Source organism: Brachybacterium halotolerans (assembly GCF_016623465.1).
Classification (GTDB): Bacteria; Actinomycetota; Actinomycetes; order Actinomycetales; family Dermabacteraceae; genus Brachybacterium; species Brachybacterium halotolerans.
Genome location: NZ_JAEDAJ010000005.1, coordinates 25,324 through 37,855 on the forward strand (window position 1 = coordinate 25,324; position 12,532 = coordinate 37,855).

The 12,532-nt window shown below is 74.3% G+C and carries 11 protein-coding genes; 5 read left to right on the forward strand and 6 right to left on the reverse strand.

Annotation, left to right across the window (positions count from 1 at the left end):
• Positions 1 to 10: 10 nt before the first annotated feature.
• From I8D64_RS10100 to I8D64_RS10110, 3 genes are all read right to left on the reverse strand, one after another.
• Positions 11 to 841: an SDR family NAD(P)-dependent oxidoreductase gene (locus I8D64_RS10100; RefSeq protein WP_200502409.1), complete on the reverse strand. Its 831-nt coding sequence runs from the start codon at positions 839 to 841 to the stop codon at positions 11 to 13.
• Positions 842 to 907: 66 nt separating this feature from the next.
• Complete coding sequence (locus I8D64_RS10105) at positions 908 to 1,729, reverse strand: HAD-IIB family hydrolase (protein WP_200502410.1); 822 nt, start codon at positions 1,727 to 1,729, stop codon at positions 908 to 910.
• A gap of 148 nt (positions 1,730 to 1,877) precedes the next feature.
• On the reverse strand, positions 1,878 to 4,157 hold the full coding sequence (locus tag I8D64_RS10110) for an NADPH-dependent 2,4-dienoyl-CoA reductase (protein ID WP_200502411.1): 2,280 nt from the start codon (positions 4,155 to 4,157) through the stop codon (positions 1,878 to 1,880).
• Positions 4,158 to 4,569: 412 nt separating this feature from the next.
• On the opposite strand from I8D64_RS10110, the gene I8D64_RS10115 reads away from it, so the two are divergent.
• Together I8D64_RS10115 and I8D64_RS10120 are read left to right on the forward strand one after the other, a co-directional pair.
• A complete protein-coding gene (locus I8D64_RS10115; RefSeq protein ID WP_200502416.1) occupies positions 4,570 to 5,709 on the forward strand; it encodes a GNAT family N-acetyltransferase in 1,140 nt (379 codons plus the stop codon).
• A gap of 97 nt (positions 5,710 to 5,806) precedes the next feature.
• A complete protein-coding gene (locus I8D64_RS10120; protein ID WP_343068531.1) occupies positions 5,807 to 6,559 on the forward strand; it encodes a YdcF family protein in 753 nt (250 codons plus the stop codon).
• Between the two features lie 11 nt (positions 6,560 to 6,570).
• On the opposite strand, the gene I8D64_RS10125 is transcribed toward I8D64_RS10120, so the two are convergent.
• A complete protein-coding gene (locus I8D64_RS10125) occupies positions 6,571 to 7,512 on the reverse strand; it encodes a phosphotransferase (protein ID WP_343068532.1) in 942 nt (313 codons plus the stop codon).
• Between the two features lie 246 nt (positions 7,513 to 7,758).
• Between I8D64_RS10125 and I8D64_RS10130 the strand changes: the two genes are divergently transcribed.
• Both I8D64_RS10130 and I8D64_RS10135 read left to right on the forward strand, forming a co-directional pair.
• On the forward strand, positions 7,759 to 8,283 hold the full coding sequence (locus tag I8D64_RS10130; RefSeq protein WP_200502417.1) for a DnaJ family domain-containing protein: 525 nt from the start codon (positions 7,759 to 7,761) through the stop codon (positions 8,281 to 8,283).
• A 19-nt stretch (positions 8,284 to 8,302) separates the two neighbouring features.
• Positions 8,303 to 9,115, forward strand: coding sequence for an HAD family hydrolase (locus I8D64_RS10135; protein WP_200502420.1), 813 nt, complete (start codon positions 8,303 to 8,305; stop codon positions 9,113 to 9,115).
• A 16-nt stretch (positions 9,116 to 9,131) separates the two neighbouring features.
• Here the strand turns inward: I8D64_RS10135 and I8D64_RS10140 are convergent, their stop codons facing one another.
• Positions 9,132 to 10,031: a maleylpyruvate isomerase N-terminal domain-containing protein gene (locus tag I8D64_RS10140; RefSeq protein ID WP_200502422.1), complete on the reverse strand. Its 900-nt coding sequence runs from the start codon at positions 10,029 to 10,031 to the stop codon at positions 9,132 to 9,134.
• 165 nt (positions 10,032 to 10,196) lie between these two features.
• Positions 10,197 to 11,657 (reverse strand): glycoside hydrolase family 15 protein, encoded by a 1,461-nt coding sequence (locus I8D64_RS10145; RefSeq protein WP_200502424.1) that lies wholly within the window; start codon positions 11,655 to 11,657, stop codon positions 10,197 to 10,199.
• A gap of 155 nt (positions 11,658 to 11,812) precedes the next feature.
• Here I8D64_RS10145 and I8D64_RS10150 point away from each other — a divergent pair, with 155 nt between their 5' ends.
• A complete protein-coding gene (locus tag I8D64_RS10150) occupies positions 11,813 to 12,496 on the forward strand; it encodes a class I SAM-dependent methyltransferase (protein ID WP_246482952.1) in 684 nt (227 codons plus the stop codon).
• Positions 12,497 to 12,532 lie beyond the last annotated feature (36 nt).

Sequence of the window (12,532 nt, forward strand, 5' to 3'; positions counted from 1 at the left end):
GAGGGGAGGGTCAACGCTCCTGGCCGCGCGCCTCTCCGCGTGCCTCGCCGCGCCGCATCATCCGGCCCACGGTGGAGGCCACCAGACGCGTGGGCAGCACGCGACGCGTCAGCTGCGCCATCGCGGTGTTCGCCATCCCCGGCACCACGGTCGACGGCGGGTGGCGCCGGGAGAGAGCCTTGAGGGCGGCCTCGACGACCTCGTCGGGCTCCATGCGCGGCAGGCCCGCCGCGGCGGCCTCGCCCGCGACCTCGAAGAACTCGGTCTTCGCGGGGCCGGGGCAGAGGGCGAGCACGCGCAGACCGGCGGAGCGCGACTCCTCCCACAGCGCCTGCGTGAAGTTCAGGACGAAAGCCTTCGAGGCGCCGTAGACGGCGAGGCCGGGGTTCGGCTGGAAGGCGGCGAGGCTCGCGAGGTTCACGAGGATCCCGTTCCCGCTCGCCCGCAGGTCCGGGAGGAACGTCGTGGTGAGGTCCACGAGCGCGTCGACGTTCAGGCGCACCATCTCGAGGGTGCGCTCCTCGTCGACCCGGTGCAGGGCGCCGGAGTACCCGAAGCCCGCGTTGTTCACGAGCCCGGTGAGAGTGATGCCGCGCTGAGTGAGGTCGCGGCGCAGCGCGGCCGCGGCGCCCTCGCGCGAGAGATCCATGGTCAGCGTCGTGACGGTGACGCCGTGCGCGGAGCCGATCTGCGAGGCGACCTCGGCGAGGCGGTCGGCGCGGCGGGCGACGAGCACGAGGTCGGCGCCACGGGCGGCCAGCTGGTGGGCGAACTCGACGCCCAGGCCGGAGCTCGCGCCGGTCACCATCACGGTCGCGTTCTCGAGGTGCAGCGGGCGCATGGGCCGGTCCTTTCGGTGGACGGGGCGGGGGAGGGGATGAGGTGCAGGGGCCGACGGGCCCGGCGGTCAGAGCAGTCCGAGCCGTTCGAGGGCGAGGGCGAAGCCGTTCTCGCTCGGGGGCGGCACCACGAGGTCGGCGTGCTCGAGCAGGGCCGAGGCTCCGCCGTCGATCGCGACCGCGGTGCCGGCGGCCTCGAGCATGCCCAGGTCGTTCATGCCGTCGCCCACGGCGATCGCGGCGGAGACGTCGGCCCCCAGGTGCGCGAGGATCAGCCGCATGCCGTCGGCCTTGTCGACGTCGACCAGCTGGAGCTCCCCGGCGTGGGAGTCGTCGGTCGCCACGGAGTTCGGCAGTGGCCGCAGGGCGGGTCCGATCTCCCGCGCGAGCACCTCCATCGGCACCGGGCTGCCCCACACGGAGATCTTCGCGAAGCGGTGGGCGGTGAGGTCCTCCGGGGTCTGCACGGAGGCGAGGACCTCGCGCGCGTTGCGCTCGGCGCGGCCGCCGTCGGAGAGCCGCGCCCGCATCACCTCCGCGGTGTGCGGGGTCGTGAAGATCGCGTCGGAGGCCTCGAGGGCGAAGCCGACGCCATGGCCCAGCAGCACTTCTGCCGCGCGCCGGCCGACGTTTTCGGGCACCAGGTGGTCGCACAGGCGCTCGCCGCCGATCTCGACGACCGCTCCGGCGCCCGTGATCGCGCCGTCGAAGAGCTCGCGCACCGCGCGCGGCACCATGCAGATCGCACGCCCCGTGCTCAGCAGCACCGTGTGCCCGTTCGCGCGGGCCCGGCGGGTCGCCTCGATGTGGGACTCGGGCACCACGCCGTGGTCGGCGAAGGTGCCGTCGAAGTCGGTGAGGACGATCCGCGGGGAGGCGGCAGCGGGCATGGGGGACTCCTCCACGGATTCGGGATGCGGCGCGAGAGCGCCGATCAGCACGGTAGCAAGAGGCGGGCGTGCCTGCCGGGGCACCACCGCGCGCCGGGCTCGGCCGCACTCGCCTGACCCGACCGCGCTCGTTCGGGCGCCGCCGCTCTCAGAGCGCGGCGGCGGTCTCGACGGCCTGGCGGATGGCGCGCTCGGCGTCGAGCTCGGCGGCGACGTCGGCCCCGCCGATGACGTGCACGCGCGGCGCGTCCTCGCCCTGCAGGGCGAGCAGCTCGTCGGCGAGGGTGCGCTCGGAGACCTGGCCCGCGCAGATCACGACGGTGTCCACGGCGATCACACTCTCCCGTGCCTCCGGATCCTGTCCTTCGACCCGGTTCTCGCTCCGACTTCCGGGCTGGTCATCGGGCCGTTCCTCGGGCTGCCCGTCGGTGACGTGCAGGCCGGCGGCATCGATGCTGCGATAGGCGACGCCGCGGTGCTCGATGATCCCGGCGTGGCGAAGCTCGGCCCGGTGCACCCAGCCGGTCGTGCGACCCAGGCCCTTCCCGATCTTCGAGCTCTTGCGCTGGAGCAGGTGCACCTCGCGGGGACGGGCCGGTGCTGCATGGGGATCGGTCAGGACGGAAGAGGGCGTCTCCGTCGCGGGAGGGGCCGCGACGGCGAGGGCCGACGGGGCCCGCGCTGCGGACATGGAGGACGGCGTCGATGCGGCCGACGCGGCGAGGCCGCCGCGGAACGCGGCCGGGTCGGCCATGCCCCAGCGCTCGCGCCAGGCGGGCGGGTCCTCGGTGAGGGACGGTTCGGGAGCGGTGAGGAACTCGGCGACGTCCACGCCGATGCCTCCGGCGCCGATGATGGCGACGCGCTCGCCGACCGCCGTGAGGGCCTCGTGGCGCGGCATCGACAGCAGCTGGGCGTAGCTCAGCACCTGGGGCTCCTCGGCCCCGGCCCGGCTCGTCGTCCGTCCGGCCGTCGTCCCGAATCCGGGAAGATCCAGCACGCGAGGACGCACGCCGGTCGCGATGATCACGTCGTCGAAGCCGCGCAGCGATCCCGCGTCGGGCCGCGTCTCGAGCCGGACGTCCACGCCCTCGGCGACGAGCCGCGACTGCCAGGAGCGCAGCGCCTCGGCGTACGCCTCCTTGCCGGGGATGCGCGAGGCGAACAGGAACTGGCCCCCGATCTGCGAGGACGCCTCGAACAGGGTGACCACGTGGCCGCGCACCGCCGCGGCGACGGCGGCCTCCAGGCCCGCCGGTCCACCGCCGACGACCGCCACCTTCCGCCGGCGCGGCACCGGGACGGGCAGCAGCGTCAGCTCGGTCTCGCGGGCGGCCCGCGGGTTCACCAGGCAGCTCGCGCGCTCGCCGGAGAACACCTTGTCCAGGCACGCCTGGTTGCAGGAGATGCACGAGACGACCTCGCGCTCGCGGCCGCTCGCGAGCTTCGCGGGCAGCTGCGGATCGGCGAGGAGCTGGCGCGCCATGGAGACGAGGTCGGCGGAGCCGTCGGCGATCACGGATTCGGCGAGGTGCGGGTCGTGCAGACGGTTCGAGGCGACCACGGGAACGTCGACGCTCTCGCGGAGCCGTCGGCTGACCTCGACGAATGCGCCCGACGGCACGGACGTCGCGATCGTGGGGACGCGGGCCTCGTGCCAGCCGATCCCGGTGGAGAGCACGTCGACGCCGATCTCCTCGAGCGCGTGGGCGAGCGCGAGCGTCTCCTCCCAGTCCTGGCCCTCGGGCACGAGGTCGAGCAGTGAGATGCGGTAGGTGAGCAGGGCGCGCGGACCGATCGCCTCGCGCACGGCCATCGCGACGGCCAGCGGCACCGCGCGGCGGTCCTCGGCCGTGCGCCCGAAGCGGTCACGACGGCGGTTGGTGCGCGGGGCGAGGAACTGGTTGAGCAGGTATCCCTCGGAGCCCATGATCTCGACGCCGTCGTACCCGGCCTCGACGCCCGCCCGCGCGGCCCGCGCGAAGTCGGCGATCGTGCGCCGCACCCCGGCGCGGGTGAGGCCGCGCGCGCGGAAGGGGGTGATCGGGGACCTCCCGGCCGACGGGGCCGCCGCGAGCGGGTGGAAGGAGTACCGGCCCGCGTGCAGGAGCTGCAGGACGATGCGTCCGCCCGCCTCGTGGACGTCCCGGGTGACCAGGCGATGCGCGTCCATCCGGCGCGGCCGGACCTGCGCCCCGTGCGGGGTGAGGCGTCCGCTGAGGTTCGGCGAGTACCCGCCGGTGACGATCAGGCCCACGCCGCCGCGGGCGCGCTCGGCGAGGTGCGCGGCGAGCTTCGGGGCGTCGGCCGCCTCGTCCTCGAGGCCGACGTGCATCGACCCCATGACCAGCCGGTTCGGCACGGTGAACGGGCCCAGATCCAGGGGCGAGAGCAGATGCGGGAAGGAGCCCTGGGCGAGCTCGGGCATGGGGACCTCCGGTGGTCCGACGTGGGGGCGGCACGTGATGACGTCTGGACGACGACGTCAGGCGTCAGGACAGGCTACCTGCGGCGAGTGCATCGGGAGGCGAGTGGTCAGGTGCCTCCGTGTCGTTCACGGGCTGATGGTGAGGAGCCGTGGCGATATCGCCACGGCTCCTCACCATCAGCCCTGCCGTGACACGCCGGTCTGCGCCGTTCCACCATCCGGGTCCGTCCCGCTCTGCCCCGTCGGCCTCGCCCTGCCCCCGCCCCGTCTGCCTCGCCCCGCCACTCGCCTCCCCGGTCGAGCCCGATTCGCCTCCCGGCGCACAGGCGCGTGCTCCATCCGCAGATGCCGCGCCCGCACCGGACTCGTTATTCCGTGGACGGCCTGCTCACCGCATGGTCGACTGGCGCTCATGGAGATCACCGTCCGCCCGCTGAACGTCGACGAGCCCGGCATGCTCGAGCAGCTGAACGCGCTCGACGAGGCCAACGACCGTGACCTCTTCGGCGCGGTCGACAAGCACACCGTGGCCCAGCGCCGCGCGATCCTCGCCGACACCCCCTACTGGACCGTGCATCGATGGGTCGCCGAGGTCGAGCCGATGGACGGCGGCGCGAGCGTCGTCGGCCTGTGCACGGTCCACCTGGCACGGGAGGAGAACCTCGACGCCGTCGACCTGGGGCTCGTCGTCCATCCCGCCTATCGCGGGCACGGCGTCGCGACCGCCATGATCGAGCAGGCCCTGCTGCCAGCCATCGCCGCATCCGGCCGTCACCAGGTGTCGTACTGGGGCGAGATCCCCGCAGAGGGCGACCCCGACGACCCGGCCCTGCCCACCCGGCGCATCGCCGCGCGCCTCGGATTGGAGCGCCGGACGATGGGCGTCTGCCGCACCCTCGCCCTCCCGGTCCCGACGGCCCTGCTCGACGAGCTCGCGGCCGAGGCCGCCGAGAGGACCGACGGGTACGAGATCCGCCTGTGGGACGACGCGGTCCCCGAGGAGCACCTCGCCTCGTTCGGCGTCGTGCTGCGCCAGCTCGACCTCGACGACCCCGACGAGGACTTCGAGTACGAGGCGCCGCAGTACACGCCCGAGAGGATCCGCACCTTCGAGAAGCGCCGGGCCGACGCGGGCACCCGCGCGCTGATCGCCGTCGCCCTCGCGCCCGACGGGTCCATCGCCGCCCACAGCGAGATCCACGTCCAGAGCTCGGCGGGGACGACGGTCGGCTGGCAGGAGAACACGCTGGTCATGCCCGGCCACCGCGGTCATCGCCTGGGCCTCGCGCTGAAGGTCGCCAATCATCGTCGGCTCACGCAGGCGTTCCCCGACCTCGAGCGCCTGGTCACCTGGAACTCGCACGTGAACCCCTGGATGATCAGCATCAACGAGAAGCTCGGCTACGAGATCGCCTTCCGAGAGATCGGCTTCCAGGGCCAGGCGCGGGTCGACGGGGACGAAGAGACACCGGCCGACGAGACACGGGCCGACGAGAAGCGGGGCGACGAGCCTCGCGATCCCGTCACCGCAGCTTCTCCCGTCCGCGGCTGAGACCACCGTTACCCCGACCGCCACCAGCTCCTGATGCACAGGTGAACGAGGGTTGAACACCCTCGTCGGCCCCGGATCGCGACCGTACGATCACTGCGTGCCCTCCGCATCGCAGGTCCGCCCCCGCTGCTTCCGACGCAGCGCCCGCCGGCAACGGCGCGCGCTGCGCAGCACCCCGGTCGGGGCGCGGCCGGTCGCGGTCCTGCCCTTCGTCGGCGCGGGACTCGTGTTCCTCGGCGCCGGTGTCCTCGCCGCGGGAGAGATCCTCTCGGCCCGGGCGGCCCGCGCGGAGCGCGCGCAGCTGGGGGACGGGCCGACGGGCGACGCCCCGTCGGACGATGGCGCGCCGGGTGAGCGCGGGACCTTCCGCGAGGTCATCGTGGTGCTCGGGTACGGCAACCCCGGCCGGCGCATCAACGCGGTGAACCGCTGGCGGGTCGACGTGGGCCTGCGCTCGCGCGACCCGCAGGCCACGAGGAGCCTGCTCGTGATGGCGGGCGGCGCCGTGCACGGCGAGATCTCCGAGGCCGAGCACATGGCCCGCTTCGCACGCGCCGAGCGCGGCTACTCCGGGCCCCTCGTCCTCGAGGACGAGAGCGTCACCACCTGGCAGAACGTGCGCAACGTGCTCCCTCTGCTCGAGGACGCGGATCGCATCGTGCTCGCGAGCGATCCCCTGCACTCCGTGCGCGCCGAGGGGTTCCTGCGCACCCTGCGCCCCGATCTCGCGGCCCGCCTCGCGCCCGCCGAGGGCAACCGGCCCGGGGAGCAGATCCTTCGCAAGCCGGCCTTCATCGTGATGGGGCTGGAGGGGCTGCGTCGCGCCCGGCGCGACGGGCTCCTCGCCTGAGCCATCGCGCGTCACGCCAGCACGGGGTCCTCCAGCAGCCGCCCGAGCGTCGTGCGGCCGAGGTCGGCCATCGCCGGCAGCGTGCTCTCGTAGTACCAGACCAGTCCCAGCGCCTGCTCGAGGGCCCAGGCGGCCCCGCGCGCCCACTGCAGGTCGGATGCCTGCAGCTGCTCGCGCAGCACGGATCTTCTCTCGGTGTCGAGCAGGTGCCAGGCGACCACGAGGTCCAGGGCGGGATCGGCGGGTCCGAATCCACCGGTGTCCAGCACACCGACCAGGCGGGGCGCGGTGCCGGTCCCGTCGAGGGCGTCGGCCGCGACGTCCCCGTCGACCAGGAGATTCGCAGGGATCAGGTCGCCGTGGCACAGGGCGTCGGGGTCCTCGCGCGGGAGGCAGCGGGCGCGCTCCCACATCCTCCGGAGCCCGTCGACGGGAAGCAGGTGCTCGCTGCGGTGCAGGCAGTGGGCGACCCAGTCGTCGTGATCCGTCAGGCGGCCGCCCCTGCCGCCACCGGAGAACCGGCGCTCGCCCGGGTCCGCATCGCGCAGCGCCCCGATCAGCGTGGCGAGCTGATGGGCGATGGTGGCGCAGCGCTCGACCCCGCGCGGCGTCGCCGGGGTCCCGGGCACCCAGGTCTGCAGGGACCAGGGGAGAGGGAATTCCGGTCCCGGGTCTCCCACCCCCTCCGGGACGGGCGCGCGCACCGGGCTCGCACGGGCGAACTCCGTCATCGCGCGCTGCTCCCGTTCGAGGACCCGACGCACCTGCTCCATCTCGGCCCGCCGACGAGGGAAACGGGCCGCGAGGGAGTCGCCGATCCGCACGATGTGGCTGGTCGTGCCCACCTCGGGCAGGATCCGGAGCCTGCATCCCGCGAGATCCGGTCGCAGGGCGACGACGCGCTCGGCGGCGACCTCGGCCGTCAGCGGGATCTCGTCCTCGTGCACGCTCACCCCGCGGAGGCTACGGACCCGCATGTCGCGGGTCCATCGGATATCCGGCCGGGTGCGTTCCCGCGCCGCTCGACGCCTGCCCGGCAGGCACCGGACGGACGTCCGACGCACGCTTCACCGGTGCCTCGACCGGCCGCCCTGGACTCCGGCTCGACGCCGCGAGAGGATCGGACACGAGGATGCGCCCGAGCGCGCGACGACGCGACGCGAGAAGCAGAGCGTGCATCCATCCGCGAGGAGGCTCAGATGATCCGGGACGGCAAGTGGGTCGACGGCGCGATCGAGGAGGCCATGGCCCGCGGCGACTTCGACGACCTCCCCGGCAGCGGCAAGCCCTTGAACCTGCCCACCCACCACGACCCCAACTGGTGGATCAAGCAGCGCATCGCCGAGGGCGAGGTCGATCCGTCGGCGATGCTGCCCACCGTGGTGGTGCTGCGACGCGAGTACGCGGCGCGGGACGAGACCCTGGTCGAGCTCCCCGACGAGGCCGCTGTGCGCGAGTACGCCGAGGACTTCACGAAGCGGGTGATGGACGACCGGCTCGAGCACCCCATGGCCCGCATGATCTCCCCGACCCTGGAGACCGACGAGGCGCTGACGCGCTGGCGGGAGCTGCGCGCGGCCCGCGCGGAGCAGGAGCACGCGGAGCTCGAGGCCGATCGCGCGTCGGCCACCGCATCCCCACGGCGAACCTCCTGGTGGCGCCGGATCCTGGGACGGAGGGACGCCGGTCACGAGACCTTCCCGAGCACCCCCGCCGGGCCGTAGTCGCCCGTAGACTCGAGGCATGTCCCCGGTCCGTCTGGTCGCCTCCGATCTGGATGGCACTCTGCTCGACGACGCGGGCGCCCTCACCGAGCGCACCGCCCGCACCTGGCGGGCCCTGTGGGACCACGAGATCGAGACCGTGCTGGTCACGGCCCGTCCGCCGCGCTGGGTCGACGCGCTGGCGGGGATCACCGGCGCCCACGGCGTGGTGCTCTGCCTGAACGGCGCCTTCGTCTACGACGCGGCGAACCGGCGCGTGCGCAGCCACCACGCGATCGCGCCGGGCACGGTGCAGGAGATCGCTGCGCGGCTGCGGCAGATCCCCGGCATCCGCTTCAGCGCCGAGCTCGCAGGCGGCGCGCACCGCGAACCCGACTATCTGGGCGGCACGCCTGCGGGTGTGCTGCGCACGGAGGCGGCGTCCGTCGGCCCGATCGAGGAGGTGCCCGGTCCTGTCGGCAAGCTCCTGGCCCGCAGCGACGAGCTGGGGGAGCGCGAGTTCCTGGCGAGGGTGCGCGTGCTGCTCGGGGACATGGCGTTGCTGTCGACCTCGTGCGAGGGCGGTCTCGCCGAGATCGGCCCGTCGGGCGTGACCAAGGCGCGCGCCCTGGAGACATGGTGCGCTGACCTGGGCATCAGAGCGGGAGAGGTCTGGGCCTTCGGCGACATGCCCAACGACATCCCCATGCTGGAGTGGGCGGGCACCGGCTGGGCCGTCGCGAACGCCCATCCGGACGTGCTCGCGGTCGCCGATCGCGTGTGCGCGGAGAACAGCGCCGACGGCGTCGCCGAGGCTCTCGAGAGCCTGCTCCCCGAGCCCGCGGGGGCGTGAACCCGCTCGCTCGCGCTCAGTCCACGCCCTGGGCGACGCGCTCCCGCACCGCCCGCACGGCCTCCGCATCGCCCGTGAGCTCGACGCTCTGCGGGCCGTCCTCGAGCACGTCGAGCGCGCGCTCCCTGCTCCACAGCCAGAGGTAGAGCGCCGGGGCGAGACCGCTCGCGACCGCGCGGGGGAGGGCGTCGACGGTGTCCGACGGAGCGTCCCCGTCCCCACTGCTCCGGCTCCCCGCGGGCAGCGGGCGGCCGAGCAGCTGCGAGAGTTCCTTGCCGTCGCGCGGGCGGGTCCCGTGCCAGCGCGCGATCTCGACCTCGATGCCCGCGCCGGTCCCGTCGTCCTGGCCGTCGCGCACCTGCAGGGTGAGCACGGCGAGCGGCTCGACCTCCGCCCACTCGGGTATCCAGTCCCAGCTCGCCGCCCACATGACGCCGACCGCGTGATCGATGCCGTCGGTCGCGACGTCCTCGCTGATCGCAGTGACGGGCAGGTTCGCGGTGAGCTGCGCGTCGACGCGGTGCACGGTCGCCTCGTGCACCTGCATGCGCCGGGTGAAGCCGACGGTCTGGTCGGCGGGGAACCACGACCAGCAGGCCTCGGCACCGCCGCGGGTGGTGAGCTGCGCGAGGAGCGCGGCGGTCGCCTGCTCCCGCCGTTCGACGAGCTGGTTGCGGGCGCCGGGGCCCTCGGGGCGCGGCGCCTGCGCGGCGTCGACCGCGTCGGCGTCGTCTTCGGTGAGAGCGCCGGTGCCCAGCACGCCGGCCCAGAACTCGTGCACCTCGGTGAGGTGCCACAGCAGATCGACGGAGGTCCAGTCGGGGCAGGTGGGGACGGGGGCGGAGGGGTCCGGTCCGCGGAGGGCGTCGGCGAAGCGTTCAGCCTCCTCAGCGATGAGGTCTGTGGCCTGAGTCATACCTCCAGTGAAGCACTCCGCGGGGACGCCGGGCAACGCGGATTGCCGCCCAGGATCCGTGCCAGCACCCGTGCCGACACCCGTGCCCCGGGTCCGTGCCCGGGATCCGTGCTGCGAAGACGTGCCGCGGATCCACGCATCGGATGCGGGCCCGTGCCCGGCCGGTCAGCCCCGGCGGATCGCGTCGAGAGTGAGCAGGACGTTCGCCGCGGTCCAGGCGAGCGGCGCGACCGCGGCCGGCGACCCGTCGGCGAGGACCTTCTCCGGCAGGGAGCCGTCCGCGGTGCGGTGCCGATCTAGCCATCCGAGCAGGTCGCGAGCGCCGTCGGCGTCCCCCGCACGGGCGAGGCCGAGGGCGAGCAGCGAGGTCGAGGGCGTCCAGCTGACCCCGTCACGACGCCACCGCGCACCGGGGGCGATGCCGCCCGCGGGTCGCGCGAGCGTTCGACGCAGGGCGCGCAGCTGGTCGGCCCCCACGATGCCGTGGCTCCCGGTCGCATCGAGGAAGGCGAGGGCGGAGTCGGCGCCGCCGCTGCGGGCCCGGCGCTGGAAACCGTGGGGGCCGAAGGAGGTGACGAGGACGCGGCGGAAGGCCTCGGCCCCCTCGGCCCTCTCCTCGTCGTCGGTGCCGGTCCCGCTCTCCTCGGCCCCGGCTGCGACCCCGGACCCGGCGGCGTCGAGCCGGCCGGCGGCCTCGAGGCCCGCGAGGGTCGAGGCCATGATCCCGAGCGTCACCGCACGCTCGCTGACCTCCCAGTAGTCGGGGGAGACCGGCGGCAGCTGGGTGCCGTGATCGGTCGCGCGCAGCAGGGCGTCACGGCTGGTGGTGAGCAGGGGGGCGAGGCGGCGGCGCGCCTTCGTCCGGGCGCTCCCGGACTGCGTGCCGATCACCTCGGCGGCGGCCCAGAGCGCGAGGCCCGTGCCGTCGAACTGGCGCGGCCGCTCGTCGGGGGCCTCGCCGGTGGTGGGGGAGTAGCGGGCCTCGAACCAGCCGTCGGCCGACTGCAGACCCTGCAGGTGGGCGAGGTGGTCCAGGGCCGTGTCCGCATGGCCGATGCGTGCGAGCGCGACCGCGCAGAAGGCGGTGTCGCGAGGCCAGATATAACGCCAGCTCGTCGACCAGCCGGCGACCGGGGCGGGCAGGCCGTCGCTGAGCGTCCAGAGGTCCCAGACCGCGCTGCGCGCGAGATCGGCGAACGCGTCGGGAACGTCGGCGAGCCAGGTCGCGGCACCTGCCAGGAACTCGTCGGCCCGGCGGGCGGCGGGGGAGTCGGCGGGCGTGCCGGCGAGCAGCCGGGTGCCGGGATCGAGGCGGGGCGAGGAGGCGGCGGATCCGGCCGACGCGGAGCCCGAGGCGGTGCCCGTGCCCGAGGTCGAGTCCGAGGTCTCGCCCGGGTCCGACGGCGGGGCGAGCAGGGAGCGTCGGCCGTTGCCGTCGACGGCCACGGTGCTCGAGTACAGGGAGATCGTCGCGTTGCCCGGCAGGTGCGCGCCGAGCAGGCGGTGCGCCCCGGCTCCGAGCCCGCCGAGGGCGATCACGGCGCCCCCGGCGCCGAGGGTCTGCAGCGCGCGGCGGCGCGTGGGCCGAGGCGTCGGGGTGTCAGGGAGCGCGGCGTCATGCGTCATCGAGCCCCCTTTCCCTGCTCGGAACAGTATGCCGGAGCGCTGTGCTCCGCGTGCCTGGGGGCGACGGGCGACGGGCGCCGGGCGGCAGGGGACGGGCACCGGGCGGCAGGGGACGGGCACCGGGCGGCGGGCGGCGGGGCATAGCGTAGGGCCGCATGGGCATCCGCGATCATCTCGACTCCCGTCTCGGCAGCGCCGCGTCGCGGGCGATGCACGACCTGAACGCCCGGCACCCGTGGAGCCACAACGACCACTTCCACAGCTGGATCCTGCATGAGCTGCCGGGGCGTCGGCGCGCGGCGCTCGACGTCGGCTGCGGACACGGCGGGCTGCTCGTCGAGCTCGCACCCTGGTTCGACCGCGTCGAGGGGATCGACCGCGACGCCGGGATGCGCGAGGTCGCCGCGCGCCGCACGGCGGAGCTTCCGCACGTGGACGTGCCGGACACGCGATTCGAGGACCTCACAGGGCCCTTCGACCTGATCACGATGATCGCGGTACTGCACCACCTGGACCTCGAGCAGGCGCTGACACGGGTGCGCGACCTCCTCGCCCCCGGAGGGCGCTTCCTCTGCGTGGGCCTCGCCCCGCCCGCGTCGCTGCGCGACCACGCCTGGGACATGGCCTCGATGGCGACGAACCCGCTGATCGGCGCCGTGAAGCATCCCTGGCCCGCCCGTCGGGGGCCGGGAGCCGCCAGCGACGGTGCTCCTCCGATCAAGGATCCCAGCATCCCTCTCGACGAGCTCGTGCGACGGGCCGCCCCGATCCTCCCGGGGCTGAGGGCGCGCCGGCACCTGGCCTTCCGCCACACCCTTGCATGGACCAGGCCCGAGTGAACCCTGCGCCGGCCTGATCGCAGGGTCAGAGCGCGG